Annotated in this window: 12 protein-coding genes; 11 read left to right on the forward strand and 1 reads right to left on the reverse strand. The window is 67.0% G+C overall.

Annotated elements, in window-relative coordinates; translation table 11 throughout:
- Positions 1 to 18 precede the first annotated feature (18 nt).
- The 10 genes from murD (at position 19) to lpxC (ending at position 11,438) form a co-directional block, all read left to right on the forward strand.
- Positions 19 to 1,527 carry a UDP-N-acetylmuramoyl-L-alanine--D-glutamate ligase gene (murD, locus tag KR541_RS02485; protein ID WP_124556619.1) on the forward strand — a complete coding sequence of 503 codons (1,509 nt, stop codon included), beginning with the start codon at positions 19 to 21 and terminating at the stop codon, positions 1,525 to 1,527.
- Positions 1,524 to 2,807 (forward strand): putative lipid II flippase FtsW, encoded by a 1,284-nt coding sequence (ftsW, locus tag KR541_RS02490; RefSeq protein WP_050013904.1) that lies wholly within the window; start codon positions 1,524 to 1,526, stop codon positions 2,805 to 2,807. Before murD ends, ftsW begins: the two co-directional genes overlap by 4 nt.
- Positions 2,804 to 3,907, forward strand: a complete 1,104-nt coding sequence (murG, locus tag KR541_RS02495; RefSeq protein WP_216089336.1) for an undecaprenyldiphospho-muramoylpentapeptide beta-N-acetylglucosaminyltransferase — start codon at positions 2,804 to 2,806, stop codon at positions 3,905 to 3,907. The genes ftsW and murG overlap by 4 nt, the downstream gene beginning before the upstream one ends.
- Positions 3,904 to 5,301 (forward strand): UDP-N-acetylmuramate--L-alanine ligase, encoded by a 1,398-nt coding sequence (murC, locus tag KR541_RS02500; RefSeq protein ID WP_216089337.1) that lies wholly within the window; start codon positions 3,904 to 3,906, stop codon positions 5,299 to 5,301. Before murG ends, murC begins: the two co-directional genes overlap by 4 nt.
- A 1-nt stretch (position 5,302) precedes the next feature.
- Positions 5,303 to 6,244 (forward strand): D-alanine--D-alanine ligase, encoded by a 942-nt coding sequence (locus KR541_RS02505; protein WP_050013901.1) that lies wholly within the window; start codon positions 5,303 to 5,305, stop codon positions 6,242 to 6,244.
- Positions 6,245 to 6,263: 19 nt separating this feature from the next.
- Positions 6,264 to 7,016, forward strand: coding sequence for a cell division protein FtsQ/DivIB (locus tag KR541_RS02510; protein WP_006477014.1), 753 nt, complete (start codon positions 6,264 to 6,266; stop codon positions 7,014 to 7,016).
- A gap of 26 nt (positions 7,017 to 7,042) precedes the next feature.
- On the forward strand, positions 7,043 to 8,275 hold the full coding sequence (ftsA, locus tag KR541_RS02515; protein WP_006487138.1) for a cell division protein FtsA: 1,233 nt from the start codon (positions 7,043 to 7,045) through the stop codon (positions 8,273 to 8,275).
- Between the two features lie 112 nt (positions 8,276 to 8,387).
- Positions 8,388 to 9,584, forward strand: coding sequence for a cell division protein FtsZ (gene ftsZ / locus KR541_RS02520; protein ID WP_006487140.1), 1,197 nt, complete (start codon positions 8,388 to 8,390; stop codon positions 9,582 to 9,584).
- A gap of 189 nt (positions 9,585 to 9,773) precedes the next feature.
- Positions 9,774 to 10,280, forward strand: coding sequence for a peroxiredoxin (locus KR541_RS02525; protein ID WP_050013900.1), 507 nt, complete (start codon positions 9,774 to 9,776; stop codon positions 10,278 to 10,280).
- A 240-nt stretch (positions 10,281 to 10,520) separates the two neighbouring features.
- Positions 10,521 to 11,438 (forward strand): UDP-3-O-acyl-N-acetylglucosamine deacetylase, encoded by a 918-nt coding sequence (gene lpxC, locus KR541_RS02530; RefSeq protein ID WP_089488148.1) that lies wholly within the window; start codon positions 10,521 to 10,523, stop codon positions 11,436 to 11,438.
- A gap of 83 nt (positions 11,439 to 11,521) precedes the next feature.
- Here the strand turns inward: lpxC and KR541_RS02535 are convergent, their stop codons facing one another.
- Positions 11,522 to 11,998 (reverse strand): DciA family protein, encoded by a 477-nt coding sequence (locus KR541_RS02535; RefSeq protein WP_050013898.1) that lies wholly within the window; start codon positions 11,996 to 11,998, stop codon positions 11,522 to 11,524.
- 256 nt (positions 11,999 to 12,254) lie between these two features.
- On the opposite strand from KR541_RS02535, the gene secA reads away from it, so the two are divergent.
- The gene (secA, locus tag KR541_RS02540; protein WP_050013897.1) at positions 12,255 to 15,062 is read left to right on the forward strand and encodes a preprotein translocase subunit SecA; all 2,808 of its coding nucleotides are present in this window, start codon (positions 12,255 to 12,257) and stop codon (positions 15,060 to 15,062) included.
- The last annotated feature ends 82 nt before the right edge of the window (positions 15,063 to 15,144 follow it).

Here is a 15,144-nt window from a genome sequence, read left to right on the forward strand (position 1 = left end):
ACAAGGATGTCTGGCGAGATGTTTGGAGATCGGCAACGGCCGATGGTGCTCGTACTGGGGCTCGGGGAATCGGGTCTCGCGATCGCGCGATGGTGCGCGAGGCACGGGTGCCGGCTGCGCATTGCCGATACCCGCGAGGCGCCGCCGAACCTTGCCGCGCTGCAGGCCGAAGGCATCGATGCGGAGTTCGTTGGCGGGGCGTTCACGCCCGCGCTGCTCGACGGCGGCGTCGAGATCGTCGGGCTGAGCCCCGGGCTGTCGCCGCTCGAACCCGCACTCGCGGCGCTGGTCGCGGCCGCGAACGAGCGCGGTGTCGCGGTCTGGGGCGAGCTGGAATTCTTCGCGCAGGCGCTGCGCGCGCTCGGCACGAGCGGCTACCAGCCGAAGGTGCTCGCGATCACCGGCACCAACGGCAAGACCACGACCACGAGCCTCACGGGCTTGCTGTGCCACCGCTCGGGCAAGCAGGTCGCGGTCGCGGGCAACATCAGCCCGGCGATGCTCGATCGGCTCGCGAGCGCGATCGACGAAACCGCGCTGCCCGACGTCTGGGTGCTCGAACTGTCGAGCTTCCAGCTCGAGACCGCGCGCACGTTCGCGCCCGATGCGGCCGCGATCCTCAACATCACGCAGGACCACCTCGACTGGCACGGCAGCTTCGACGCGTACGCGCAGGCAAAGGGCCGGATCTTCGGCGCGACGACGACGCGCGTACTGAACCGCGACGACGCGGCCGTGATGAAGTTCGCGCCGGCAGCCGGCGCGGCCGACGCACCGCGCACGGTCACGTTCGGCCTGAACGAACCGACGCAGGACGGCGACTACGGGCTGTCGCGCGACAACGGCATCGCGTGGCTCGTGGAAGCCGTCGATCGCGACGCGCCGGATGAAGCGACGACGACCCGCCGGCGCAAGCGCGACGCGCATACGCCCGACATCGCGCAGAAGCGCCTGATGCCGGCCGACGCGCTGCGCATCCGCGGGCTGCACAACGCGGCGAACGCGCTGGCCGCGTTCGCGCTCGCGCGGGCGATCGACCTGCCCGCCGCGCCGCTGCTGCACGCACTGCGCGAATACCGCGGCGAAGCGCATCGCGTCGAGGTGATCGCGACGATCGACGACGTCGACTACGTCGACGACAGCAAGGGCACGAACGTCGGCGCGACGGTGGCCGCGCTCGACGGACTCGCGCAGAAGATCGTGCTGATCGCGGGCGGCGACGGCAAGGGGCAGGATTTCGCGCCGCTGGTCGCGCCGGTCGCGCGCTGGTGTCGCGCGGTGATGCTGATCGGCCGCGACGCGCCGGCGATCCGCGACACGCTCGCCGAAACGGGCGTACCGCTTTCCGACCATGCGACGCTCGAAGGCGCGGTGCACGCGGCGGCCGAGCTGGCCGAGCCGGGCGATGCGGTGCTGCTGTCGCCCGCGTGCGCGAGCCTCGACATGTTCAGGAACTACGCCCATCGCGCGGAAGTGTTCCGCGCGGCGGTGGATGAAGTCGCCATCGACAAAGGAGCGACGTCATGAGCTGGTCCGATCGCCTCGTCTCCCGTTTCAACGACCGGCGCGACACCGGCGGCAATGCCGCGGGCGGCCGCGTCGCATCGGCCACGCGCGCCGCGACGGGCGGCCTCGCGAGCGTCGTCAACGGCGTGCGTCCGAGCCGTTCGCGGATGCTCGATTTCGACTATTCGCTGCTGTGGGTCGCGATCGCGCTGCTCGGGCTCGGCGTCGTGATGGTGTATTCGGCGTCGATCGCGATGCCCGATTCGCCGAAATACGCGTCGTATCACGATTACGCGTTCCTGATGCGCCACTGCGTGTCGCTTACCGTCGCGTTCATCGCGGCGGTGGTTGCGTTCCGCGTGCCGGTGTCGACCTGGGATAAATACGCACCGCATCTGTTCCTGATCGCGCTGGTCGGCCTCGTGATCGTACTGATCCCGCACGTCGGCAAGGGCGTGAACGGTGCGCGCCGCTGGATTCCGCTCGGCATCACGAACATGCAGCCGTCGGAAATCATGAAGCTCGCGGTGACGATCTACGCGGCGAACTACACGGTGCGCAAGCAGGAATACATGCAGAGCTTCGCGAAGGGCTTCCTGCCGATGGCGTTCGCGGTCGGCCTCGTCGGCGCGCTGCTGCTGCTCGAGCCCGACATGGGCGCGTTCATGGTGGTCGCCGCGATCGCGATGGGCGTGCTGTTTCTCGGCGGCGTGAACGGCAAGCTGTTCGGCGGCCTCGTCGCGACGGCGGTCGGCACGTTCACGATGCTCGTGTGGCTGTCGCCGTGGCGTCGCGAGCGGATCTTCGCGTATCTCGATCCGTGGGACGAGCGCTACGCGCAAGGCAAGGCCTATCAGCTCACGCACTCGCTGATCGCGTTCGGCCGCGGCGAGTGGTTCGGCGTCGGCCTCGGCGGCAGCGTCGAGAAGCTGAATTACCTGCCGGAAGCGCATACCGACTTCATCCTCGCGGTGATCGGCGAGGAACTCGGCTTCGTCGGCGTGCTGGTCGTGATCCTGCTGTTCTACTGGATCGTGCGCCGTGCGTTCGAAATCGGCCGCCAGGCGCTCGCGCTCGATCGCACGTTCGCGGGCCTGATGGCGAAGGGCATCGGCATCTGGTTCGGCGCGCAGACGTTCATCAACATGGGCGTGAACCTCGGGCTGCTGCCGACCAAGGGGCTGACGCTGCCGCTCGTGAGCTACGGCGGTTCGGGCATTTTGCTGAACTGCGTCGCGCTCGCGGTGCTGCTGCGCGTGGACTACGAGAACCGGGTGCTGATGCGCGGAGGGAAGGTATGACCGCGTCGCAACGCACGCTGATGGTGATGGCAGGCGGCACCGGGGGGCACGTGTTCCCGGGGCTCGCGGTCGCGCACCGGATGGAGGCGGCGGGCTGGCGCGTCGTATGGCTCGGCAATCCGGCCGGGATGGAAGCGACGCTCGTGCCGAAGCACGGCATTGCGATGGAGTACGTGCGGTTCGGCGGGCTGCGCGGCAAGGGCCTGAAGACCAAGCTGACGCTGCCGGTCAACCTGCTGCGCGCATGCTGGCAGAGCCTCGGCGCGCTGCGCCGCGTGCGGCCGGACGTCGTGCTCGGGATGGGCGGCTACATCACGTTCCCGGCGGGCGTGATGACCGCGCTGTCGGGGCGTCCGCTCGTGCTGCACGAACAGAACTCGATCGCCGGCCTGACGAACAAGGTGCTCGCGAAACTCGCGAAGCGCGTGCTCGTCGCGTTCCCCGGCGCGCTGCCGCACGCGGAATGGACGGGTAACCCGATTCGCGCGGAACTTGCGCACACGGAACCGCCCCAAGCACGCTATGCGTCGCGCAGCGGCCCGTTGAACGTGCTGGTCGTCGGCGGCAGCCTTGGGGCCGCCGCGCTGAACGAAGTCGTGCCGCGCGCGCTGGCGCTGCTGGCGCCGGGCGAGCGCCCGCGCGTCGTGCACCAGGCGGGCGTGAAGCACATCGAAGCATTGAAGGCGAATTACGAAGCGGCCGGTTTCGCGGCCGGCGAAGACGTGCGGCTCGTGCCGTTCATCGACGACATGGCGGCCGCGTATGCGGCGGCGGATCTGGTGATCTGCCGGTCGGGCGCGATGACGGTGTCGGAGATCGCGGCGGTGGGCGTGGCGGCGCTGTTCGTGCCGTTCCCGTACGCGGTCGACGATCACCAGACGACCAACGCCGCGTTCCTCGCCGATGCGGGCGCGGCCGTGCTGGTGCAACAACGCGACCTGTCGGCGGAACTGCTCGCCGACTGGCTGCGCAGCCAGTCGCGTGCATCGCTCGCGGAGATGGCGGAACGTTCGCGCTCGCTCGCGAAGCCCGAGGCCACCGACGAAGTCGCGCGCGTGTGCGCGAAGGCGGCCGGCGCGAACCTGGAACAACTGCAATGAAACACATCGTCAAACACATTCATTTCGTCGGGATCGGCGGCGCGGGCATGAGCGGCATCGCCGAAGTGCTCGTCAACCTCGGCTACGAGGTCAGCGGCTCCGACCTGTCGCGCAATGCGGTGACCGATCGCCTCGAGGCGCTGGGCGCGCGGGTCGCGATCGGCCACGACGCGGCGAACATCGAGGGCGCGAACGCGGTCGTCGTGTCGACGGCCGTGCGCTCGGACAACCCGGAAGTGCTGGCCGCGCGCCACCAGGGCGTGCCGATCGTGCAGCGCGCGGTGATGCTGGCCGAGCTGATGCGCCTGAAGCAGGGCATCGCGATCGCCGGCACGCATGGCAAGACCACGACGACGAGCCTCGTCGCGAGCGTGCTCGCGGCGGGCGGGCTGGACCCGACCTTCGTGATCGGCGGCCGGCTGATCAGCGCCGGCGCGAACGCACGGCTCGGCACGGGCGACTTCATCGTCGCCGAGGCCGACGAGTCGGATGCGTCGTTCCTGAACCTGTATCCGGTGATCGAAGTCATCACGAACATCGATGCCGACCACATGGACACCTACGGCCACGATTTCGCGCGGCTGAAGCAGGCGTTCATCGAATTCACGCAGCGCCTGCCGTTCTACGGCAGCGCGGTCGTGTGCGTCGACGATCCGAACGTGCGGCAGATCATCCCGTTCATCTCGAAGCCGGTCGTGCGCTACGGCCTGTCGCCGGACGCGCAGGTGCGCGCGGAAGACATCGACGCGCACGACGGCCGGATGCACTTCACGGTGATCCGCGAAGGGCGTGCGCCGCTCGCGGTCGTGCTGAACATGCCGGGCCTGCACAACGTGCAGAACGCCCTCGCGGCGATCGCGATCGCGACCGATCTCGGCGTGTCGGACGACGCGATCCAGCTGGCGCTGGCGGAATTCAACGGCGTCGGCCGGCGCTTCCAGCGTTACGGCGACGTGCCGAGCGTGGACGGCGGCCAGTACACGCTGATCGACGATTACGGTCATCACCCGGTCGAGATGGCAGCGACGATCGCGGCCGCGCGCGGCGCGTTCCCGGGCCGCCGCCTCGTGCTGGCGTTCCAGCCGCACCGCTACACGCGCACGCGCGACTGCTTCGACGATTTCGTCAACGTGCTGTCGACGGTCGATGCGCTGGTGCTGACGGAAGTCTACGCGGCCGGCGAGGCCGCGATCCCGACGGCCAGCGGCGACGCGCTGTCGCGTGCGCTGCGCACGGCGGGGAAGGTCGACCCGGTGTTCGTCGCGACGGTCGACGACGTGCCGGACGCATTGGCGAAGGTCGCGCAGAACGGCGACGTGGTGATCACGATGGGCGCGGGTTCGATCGGCGGTGTGCCGGCGAAGGTCGTGCAGAACACGCAACAGAAGGGATGACATGAGCGGGATCGATCCGAAACGTTTCGGCAAGGTGGCGGTGTTGTTCGGCGGCGAATCCGCCGAGCGCGAGGTGTCGCTCACCTCTGGCCGCCTCGTGCTGCAGGGCCTGCGCGACGCAGGCGTCGACGCGCATCCGTTCGACCCGGCCGAGCGGCCGCTGTCGGCGCTGAAGGACGAAGGCTTCGTGCGCGCGTTCAACGCGCTGCACGGCGGCTACGGCGAGAACGGCCAGATCCAGGGCGCGCTCGATTTCTACGGGATCCGCTACACGGGCAGCGGCGTGCTCGGGTCGGCGCTCGGCCTCGACAAGTTCCGCACGAAGCTCGTGTGGCAGCAGACGGGCGTGCCGACACCGCCGTTCGAGACGGTGATGCGCGGTGACGACTACGCGGCGCGCGCGACGGAGATCGTCGCGAAGCTCGGCCTGCCGCTGTTCGTGAAGCCGGCGAGCGAAGGTTCGAGCGTTGCGGTGTTGAAGGTGAAGACGGCCGACGCGTTGCCCGCCGCACTGTCGGAAGCCGCGACGCACGACAAGATCGTGATCGTCGAGAAGAGCATCGAAGGCGGCGGCGAATACACCGCGTGCATCGCCGGCGATCTCGACCTGCCGCTGATCAAGATCGTGCCGGCCGGCGAGTTCTACGACTATCACGCGAAGTACGTCGCCGACGATACGCAGTACCTGATCCCGTGCGGCCTGCCGGCGGAACAGGAAGCGGAACTGAAGCGCATCGCGCGCCGCGCGTTCGACGTGCTTGGCTGCACCGACTGGGGGCGCGCGGATTTCATGGTCGACGCGGCCGGCAATGCGTATTTCCTGGAAGTGAACACGGCCCCCGGGATGACCGACCACTCGCTGCCGCCGAAGGCCGCGCGCGCGGTCGGCATCGGCTATTCGGAGCTGGTCGTGAAGGTGCTGTCGCTCACGCTCAACGACTGACGCAGGAACGGAACGACGTATGTGGAACAACGTTCGCCAACTCAACCTTGCCGCCAGCGCGCTGTACGCGCTGCTGCTGCTCGTGTTGGCGGCGGCCGGCTGCTACTGGCTGATCCAGCGCCCGACGTTCGCGCTGCGGGAGATCCGGATCGACGGCGACACCGAGCACATCAATTCGCCCACGGTGCGCGCGGGCGTGGTCGGCCGGCTGAAGGGCAATTTCTTCACGGTCGATCTCGATACGGCGCGCGCGGCGTTCGAGCAGATGCCGTGGGTGCGTCACGCGAGCGTGCGCCGGGTGTGGCCGAATGCGCTGGCTGTCACGCTCGAGGAGTACAAACCGCTCGGGACCTGGGGCAGCGATCAGTTGGTGAGCGTCGACGGCGAGCTGTTCACCGCGAACCAGGGCGAGCTGGAGCAGGAACTGCCGGCGTTCGACGGCCCGGAAGGCAGTGCGAAGGAAGTCGTCACGCGGTATCGCGACTTCGGGAAATGGTTCGCGCCGCTGAAGGCGGCGCCGGAAGAAGTGACGCTGTCGGCGCGGTACGCGTGGACGGTGAAGCTGTCGAACGGCATGCAGGTCGAGCTGGGCAAGGAACGCAACAGCGACACGCTGCATGACCGGAGCCAGCGTCTGGTCGCCGCGTGGCCGGCCGTCACGGAGCGTTGGGGCAACGACATCGAGTACGCGGACCTGCGCTATCCGAACGGATTCGCGATTCGCGCGGCAGGCATGCGGTTCCTGACCGATACCGACAAGCGCAAGAAGTAACGAGAGATCACACGCAAGAGCACTTTATGAGCAAAGACTACAAGGATCTGCTGGTTTCCCTCGACATCGGCACGTCGAAGGTGGTGGCCATCGTCGCCGAGCTGAAGGGCGAGGGTCACTACGAGGTGATCGGTCTCGGCCAGAGCGAGTCGAAGGGTCTGAAGAAAGGTGTGGTGGTCAACATCGAGGCCACCGTGCAGTCGATCCAGCGCGCGCTCGAGGAAGCCGAGCTGATGGCCGACTGCAAGATCACCAACGTGTTCACCGGGATCGCGGGCAGTCACATCCGCAGCTTCAACTCGAGCGGGATGGTCGCGATCAAGGACAAGGAAGTCACGCAGACGGACGTCGCGCGCGTGATCGAGACCGCGAAGGCGATCAACATCCCGACCGACCAGCAGGTGCTGCACATCCTCACGCAGGAATTCATCATCGACGGCCAGGAAGACGTGCGCGAGCCGATCGGGATGAGCGGCATCCGGCTGGAAGTGAAGGTGCACATCGTGACGGGCGCGGTGAGCGCCGCGCAGAACATCGTCAAGTGCGTGCGCCGCTGCGGGCTGGAAGTGAACGACCTGATCCTGCAGCCGCTCGCGTCGTCGCTGGCGGTGCTGACCGAAGACGAGAAGGATCTCGGCGTGGTGCTGGTCGACATCGGCGGCGGCACGACCGACATCGCGATCTTCGCCGAAGGCGCGATCCGCCACACGGCGGTGATTCCGATCGCTGGCGACCAGATCACGAGCGACATCGCGATGGCGCTGCGCACGCCGACGCCGGATGCGGAAGACATCAAGGTCGGCTACGGGATCGCGAAGCAGGCGCTTGCCGATCCGGACGAAATGGTGGAAGTGCCGGGCCTCGGCGAACGCGGCCCGCGCACGCTGTCGCGCCAGGCGCTCGCGGCCGTGATCGAGCCGCGCGTCGAGGAACTGTTCTCGCTCGTGCAGCAGGTCGTGCGCGAATCGGGTTATGAAGAACTCCTGAGCTCCGGCGTGGTCATTACCGGCGGCGCGTCGATGATGCCGGGCATGGTCGAGCTCGGCGAAGACATTTTCCTGAAGCCGGTGCGCATCGGTGCGCCGGAATATGCAGGCGGCCTGTCCGACGTCGTGCGCAATCCGCGCTACTCGACGGCGATGGGGCTGCTCGTCGAAGGCAGTGCGCAGCGCATGCGCGGCCGCAAGGTCGCCGTGCAGTCCGGCAACGCGGGGCAGGTGTTCTCGCGGATGAAGGAATGGTTCCTGAGCAACTTCTGAAATACCGAATCGAAATTCGCGCTGGTGCCGGCGGCTGGCGCGCGACAGGGGGTTGCCCGATCTCCTGCCGAATAACGGCCGAGTAGCAGTCATTCTCTTGACGGAGGCAACAATGGAATTCGAAATGCTGGAAACCGAGACCAACGGCACCATCATCAAGGTGGTCGGCGTTGGCGGCGCTGGCGGCAATGCCGTCCAGCACATGATCAACCGCGGCGTGCAGGGCGTCGACTTCATCGTGATGAACACGGACGCGCAGGCGCTGTCGCGTTCGCGCGCATCGTCGGTGATCCAGCTCGGCAACACGGGTCTGGGCGCCGGTGCGAAGCCGGAAATGGGTCGTGCGGCAGCGGAAGAAGCGCGCGAGCGCATCGCCGACGCACTGCGCGGCGCGCACATGGTGTTCATCACGGCCGGCATGGGTGGTGGCACGGGCACGGGCGCGGCACCGGTGGTCGCGCAGATCGCGAAGGAGATGGGCATTCTGACGGTCGGTGTCGTCAGCAAGCCGTTCGAGTTCGAGGGCGGCAAGCGCATGCGCGTCGCCGAAGCAGGCTCGCAGCAACTGGAGGATCACGTCGACTCGCTGATCGTCGTCCTGAACGACAAGCTGTTCGACGTGATGGGCGATGACGCCGAGATGGACAAGTGCTTCCAGTGCGCGGACGACGTGTTGAACAACGCGGTGGCGGGTATCGCGGAAATCATCAACGTCGACGGCCTCGTGAACGTCGACTTCGAAGACGTGAAGACAGTGATGGGCGAGCAGGGCAAGGCGATGATGGGCACGGCGACGGTTGCCGGCGTCGATCGCGCACGCCTCGCGGCGGAACAGGCCGTGGCGAGCCCGCTGCTCGAAGGCGTCGATCTGTCGGGCGCGCGCGGCGTGCTGGTCAACATCACGTCGAGCCGTTCGCTGCGCCTGTCGGAAACGCGCGAAGTGATGAACACGATCAAGAGCTACGCGGCGGAAGATGCGACGGTGATCTTCGGTGCGGTGTACGACGACGCGATGGGCGATGCACTGCGCGTGACGGTCGTGGCGACGGGGCTGGGCCGTGCGGCGAAGAAGCAGCAGTCGGCACCGATGACGCTGCTGCGCACGGGTACGGACAACCAGCCGGTCAGCGCGGTGTCGCACGGCTATGCGCCGGCGCAACACGTCAGCACGGCCGACTACGGCGCGCTCGATACGCCGGCGGTGTGGCGCAACTCGCGCGAAACCGCGGCATCGCACGTGCAGGCGCTGCAGGAGAAGGGGGTGGACACGTACGACATCCCGGCTTTCCTGCGCAAGCAGGCTGACTGACGACGCACACAGGCGAAGCCGCGGCGAAGTTGCCGCGGTAACGCCGGCGTGACGGATGCCACGGATCACGACAGGCCGCGTCGGATGCGACGCCGGGCCGGGAAACGTGCCCTCTTCGCGTGAGCGGAGCGGGATGGGCCGTGCTGTCCGCGACACGCTGAAAAACCGTATCGCTATGAGGGACCAGCCATGATTCAAGTGGGCGACGCGCTGCCCGACGCGCAATTGTTCGAGTTCATCGACGATGCGCGCGAAGGGTGCACGCTGGGGCCGAACGCCTACAGCGTGCGCGACCAGGTTGTGGGAAAGCGGGTGGTGATCTTCGGATTGCCGGGCGCGTTCACGCCGACCTGCTCGGCGCAGCATGTGCCGGGCTACGTCGAACACGCCGAGCAACTGCGCGCGGCGGGGATCGACGAGATCTGGTGCGTGTCCGTCAACGACGCATTCGTGATGGGCGCATGGGGACGTGATCTGCACACCGCGGGCAAGGTGCGCATGATGGCGGACGGCAGCGCGGCTTTCACTCATGCGCTGGGGCTGACGCAGGATTTGTCCGCGCGTGGCATGGGAATTCGTTCCCTGCGCTACGCGATGGTGATTGACGGCGGTGTGGTCAAGACGCTGGCCGTCGAGGCGCCGGGCAAGTTCGAAGTGAGCGATGCGGCGAGTGTTCTCGCGACGTTGACGTCCTGATCGTGCGGTGCGCCGTTGCCTTCCGGCAACGCTGCTCACCGGCCTCAGGGCAGTTGTAACACGGGCCGATGACCGGAAACGCCTCCGTTCCGGGCATTGGCCCGTCCCGTATCGGCGCGGGTAAACAGACGAAACAGATTGATACGCAGTTTCAAACAGCGTTGAATTGGGAATTACGCTATAATCTCGCCTATCGAATATAACTCCTGATTGATATCTTCAATCAAGACGAAGAAGACCATGTTGAAGCAGCGCACCATCAAATCCATCGTGAAGACCGTGGGTATCGGTCTCCACTCGGGCCGCAAGGTCGAACTGACGCTCCGTCCGGCTGCGCCGGGCACGGGTATCGTGTTCACGCGCGTCGACCTGCCCACGCCCGTCGATATCCCGGCCTCCGCGATGTCGATCGGCGACACGCGGCTCGCGTCGGTGCTGCAGAAGGATGGCGCGCGCGTGTCGACGGTCGAGCACCTGATGTCGGCGTGCGCCGGCCTCGGCATCGACAACCTCTATGTCGACGTGACGGCCGAGGAAATCCCGATCATGGACGGCAGCGCCGCGTCCTTCGTGTTCCTGATTCAATCCGCCGGCATCGAAGAGCAGAACGCGCCGAAGCGCTTCATCCAGGTGAAGAAGCCGGTCGAAATCCGCGATGGCGACAAGTTCGCGCGTCTCGATCCGTATTTCGGCTTCAAGCTGAAGTTCACGATCGACTTCCGTCACCCGGCCGTCGACAAGACCGGCCAGGAATTGGAGGTCGATTTCGCGAATACGTCGTACGTGCGCGAGATCGCGCGCGCGCGCACGTTCGGTTTTGCCCATGAAGTCGAAATGATGCGCGAGCTGGGTCTCGCCCGCGGCGGCAGCATGGACAACGCGATCGTGCTCGACGAGTACCGGATCCTGAACAACGACGGGCTGCGCTACGACGACGAGTTCGTGAAGCACAAGATGCTCGATGCGATCGGCGACCTCTACGTGGTCGGCCATCCGCTGCTGGCATCGTACACCGCGTACAAGTCGGGCCACGGGCTGAACAATGCGCTGCTGCGCGAGCTGCTCGCACACGAAGACGCGTACGACATCGTGACGTTCGACGATCCGCAGGCTGCGCCGAAGGGGTTCGCGTTCGACGCGCAGACGGCCTTCGCGTGACCGGCATTCGTTACCGCAAGCGATAAAAAAGCGACCCTCGGGTCGCTTTTTTGTTGGCTGGCCGCCGTTGGCGGCCGGGGCAGTCAGCGCGGTTTCGCGCCGTGCCGCGCCGCCATCCGTGCGAGCGCAGCCTGCAGCGGCGACGGTTCGAGGTGGTCGGCGAGGTCGCGCAGCGCGGCGGCGCCGGTCGACGTCATCCGCGCCTGCTTCACGTGCGGCGGCTCCGGCGCGTCCTTCGGCCGCACGCGCACGCGCAGCGTCGTCACGGGCCAGCCGCGCTTCTGGAGATCGCCGAGCAGTCGCACTTCGACTTGTCGCAGCCGGGCGGCCAGCGCATTGTGCGCGGCAAAGAGGGTCAGGGTGCCATCCTTGATGAAGCCCGGTTCGACGTGATTCGCCAGATAGTCGGGCAGGCACGCGCCGAGGTCGCGCTGCAGCGACGCGATCTGCTCGACGCCGGCGCGTAGCGCCGCGAATGCGTCGGTACGACCGAGCACTTCGGACACGGGTTGCGGGCGATAGGCGGCGAGCGGGCCGAAACGCTTGGAAAATCGGTTCATCGAGGCTTTCTTCGAGCGCGCACGCGCGCGGACGTTGCAGCCGATTGTACCCGCGCCGGCCCGCGCACGGGCGGCTTTCGCCCACGCCCACCCGGCCCCGGCGCGCAATGGCCGTCCGGCCGGAACGCAGGCGCATGCGGCCCCGCGTGCTAAAATTCGTCGTTTGAGTCCACTAATTCGCTAAGCCGCCGAGGCTCGGGCACCGGGGCGCGTACCACGCGCCGGGCGCCGGTGCTGCGACGCAGGATCCGATCCGATGACAACCGGTTTTCTCCAGAAAATTTTTGGCAGCCGCAACCAGCGGCTCGTCAAGCAATACCAAAAGACCGTCGCGACGATCAATGCGCTCGAAACGCAGATCGAGCAGCTGACGGACGACCAGTTGCGCGGCAAGACGGATGAATTCCGCCAGCGGGTCGCGGCCGGCGAGTCGCTCGACAAGCTGCTGCCCGAGGCCTTCGCGGTCTGTCGCGAGGCGAGCCGCCGCGTGCTGAAGATGCGGCACTTCGACGTGCAGATGATCGGCGGCATGGTGCTCCACTACGGCAAGATCGCGGAAATGCGCACCGGCGAGGGCAAGACGCTCGTCGCGACGCTGCCCGTGTACCTGAACGCACTGGCCGGCCGCGGCGTGCACGTCGTGACCGTCAACGATTACCTCGCGCAGCGCGACGCCGAATGGATGGCGCGCCTCTACAACTTCCTCGGTCTGTCGGTCGGCATCAACCTGTCCGGCATGGAGCACGACCAGAAGCAGCAGGCGTACGCGGCGGACATCACGTACGGCACGAACAACGAATTCGGCTTCGACTACCTGCGCGACAACATGGTCTACGAGACCGACGCGCGCGTGCAGCGGGCACTGAATTTTGCAGTCGTCGACGAAGTGGACTCGATCCTGATCGACGAAGCGCGGACGCCGCTGATCATTTCGGGCCAGGCCGAGGATCACACCGAGCTGTACGTGCGGATGAACGCACTGCCGCCGCTGCTCGAGCGCCAGATCGGCGAAGAGAAGGCCGACGGCACGGGCGTCGAGAAGCCGGGCGACTACACGCTCGACGAGAAGGCGCGCCAGGTATTCCTGACGGAATCGGGCCACGAGAAGGCCGAGCGCCTGCTCGCCGAATGGGGCCTGATCGGCGAGGGCGAGAGCCTGTACGCGCCGCAGAACATCACGCTGATGCACCACGTGTACGCCGCGCTGCGCGCCCACACGCTGTTCCACAAGGATCAGCACTACGTCGTGCAGAACGGCGAAGTGGTCATCGTCGACGAATTCACGGGCCGCCTGATGGCCGGCCGCCGCTGGTCCGACGGCCTGCACCAGGCGGTCGAGGCGAAGGAGCACGTGAAGATCCAGAGCGAGAACCAGACGCTCGCGTCGATCACGTTCCAGAACTACTTCCGGATGTACGCGAAGCTGGCCGGCATGACCGGCACCGCGGACACCGAAGCGTACGAATTCAACGAGATCTACGGCCTCGAGACGGTCGTGATCCCGACCAACCGCCCGCCGAAGCGGATCGACAAGCAGGACCAGATCTACAAGACGGCCAAGGAGCGCTACGACGCGGTGATCCGCGACATCCGCGACTGCTACGAGCGCGGCCAGCCGGTGCTGGTGGGCACGACCTCGATCGAGAACTCCGAGCTGCTGTCGCACCTGCTGAAGCAGGCCGGGCTGCCGCACGAAGTGCTGAACGCGAAGCAGCACGAGCGTGAAGCGGCGATCGTCGCGGAAGCCGGCCGTCCGAAGCGCATCACGATCGCGACCAACATGGCCGGTCGCGGTACCGACATCGTGCTCGGCGGCAACGCCGAGAAGCAGGCCGCGTTCATCGACGCCGACGACGCGATCCCGGCCGACGAAAAGGCACGCCGCATCAAGCAGCTGCATGACGAGTGGGAAACGCTGCACGAGCAGGTGAAGGCCGCGGGCGGCCTGCACATCATCGGTACCGAGCGCCACGAATCGCGCCGGATCGACAACCAGCTGCGCGGCCGTGCGGGCCGCCAGGGCGATCCGGGCTCGTCGCGCTTCTATCTGTCGCTCGACGATCCGCTGCTGCGCATCTTCGCGGGCGACCGCGTGCGCTCGATCATGGATCGCCTGAAGATGCCGGAAGGCGAGGCGATCGAGGCGGGTATCGTCACGCGGTCGATCGAATCGGCGCAGCGCAAGGTCGAAGCGCGCAACTTCGACATCCGCAAGCAGCTGCTCGAATACGACGACGTGTCGAACGACCAGCGCAAGGTGATCTACCAGCAGCGCAACGAGCTGCTCGAAGCGCACGACATCACCGAGACGATCACCGCGATGCGTCACGGCGTGATCACCGAGGTCGTCCGCCAGTTCGTGCCGGAAGGCAGCATCGAAGAGCAGTGGGACGTGCCCGAGCTCGAGGAAGCGCTGCGCAACGACTGGCAGCTCGACCTCGCGATCCAGGAAATGGTGAACGAGTCGTCGTCGATCACGGCCGAGGAGATTCTCGACGCGGTGACGACGGCCGCCGACGAGCAGTACGACGCGAAGGTCGCGCTGGTCGGCCGCGAATCGTTCAGCGCGTTCGAGCGTTCGGTGATGCTGCAGACGGTCGACCGCCTGTGGCGCGAGCACCTCGCGGCGCTCGACCACCTGCGTCAGGGCATCCATCTGCGCGGCTATGCGCAGAAGAATCCGAAGCAGGAGTACAAGCGCGAGGCGTTCGAACTGTTCGCCGCGATGCTCGACGCGATCAAGCAGGAAGTCACGCGCGTCGTGATGAACGTGCAGATCCAGTCGCCGGAGCAGCTCGAGGAGGCGGCCGAGCAGATCGAGGAGCGCGGCGGTCATCTCGAGAACGTCGAATACCAGCACGCCGACTACGCGGACGCCGGTGCGCCGGTCGCGAACGTCACGGCCGCCGCGGCGGCCACGGCGGCCACGGCGACGGCCGACATGGTCGGCAGCGCGATGACGCACAGCGGCCCCGGCGGCGAAATGCCGAAGGTCGGCCGCAACGACCCGTGCCCGTGCGGCAGCGGCAAGAAGTACAAGCAATGTCACGGGAAGCTGTCATGATCGGCGGCGGCGCGCGTCACGCGTGCCGCGTCGTTCGCAGCGTCGAGTCAGTGATGTGAGTTGTGGCGGCCCGCGTGGGGCC

Origin of the sequence: Burkholderia sola, from assembly GCF_905400185.1 — a bacterium.
GTDB classification, from domain to species: Bacteria; Pseudomonadota; Gammaproteobacteria; order Burkholderiales; family Burkholderiaceae; genus Burkholderia; species Burkholderia sola.

What these genes read in the sequence shown, in the direction of transcription:
- murD (WP_124556619.1), top strand. Translation starts at nt 19, where the DNA reads ATGTTTGGAGATCGGCAACGGCCGATGGTGCTCGTACTGGGGCTCGGG.
- ftsW (WP_050013904.1), top strand. Translation starts at nt 1,524, where the DNA reads ATGAGCTGGTCCGATCGCCTCGTCTCCCGTTTCAACGACCGGCGCGAC.
- murG (WP_216089336.1), top strand. Translation starts at nt 2,804, where the DNA reads ATGACCGCGTCGCAACGCACGCTGATGGTGATGGCAGGCGGCACCGGG.
- murC (WP_216089337.1), top strand. Translation starts at nt 3,904, where the DNA reads ATGAAACACATCGTCAAACACATTCATTTCGTCGGGATCGGCGGCGCG.
- KR541_RS02505 (WP_050013901.1), top strand. Translation starts at nt 5,303, where the DNA reads ATGAGCGGGATCGATCCGAAACGTTTCGGCAAGGTGGCGGTGTTGTTC.
- KR541_RS02510 (WP_006477014.1), top strand. Translation starts at nt 6,264, where the DNA reads ATGTGGAACAACGTTCGCCAACTCAACCTTGCCGCCAGCGCGCTGTAC.
- ftsA (WP_006487138.1), top strand. Translation starts at nt 7,043, where the DNA reads ATGAGCAAAGACTACAAGGATCTGCTGGTTTCCCTCGACATCGGCACG.
- ftsZ (WP_006487140.1), top strand. Translation starts at nt 8,388, where the DNA reads ATGGAATTCGAAATGCTGGAAACCGAGACCAACGGCACCATCATCAAG.
- KR541_RS02525 (WP_050013900.1), top strand. Translation starts at nt 9,774, where the DNA reads ATGATTCAAGTGGGCGACGCGCTGCCCGACGCGCAATTGTTCGAGTTC.
- lpxC (WP_089488148.1), top strand. Translation starts at nt 10,521, where the DNA reads ATGTTGAAGCAGCGCACCATCAAATCCATCGTGAAGACCGTGGGTATC.
- KR541_RS02535 (WP_050013898.1), bottom strand. Translation starts at nt 11,998, where the DNA reads ATGAACCGATTTTCCAAGCGTTTCGGCCCGCTCGCCGCCTATCGCCCG.
- secA (WP_050013897.1), top strand. Translation starts at nt 12,255, where the DNA reads ATGACAACCGGTTTTCTCCAGAAAATTTTTGGCAGCCGCAACCAGCGG.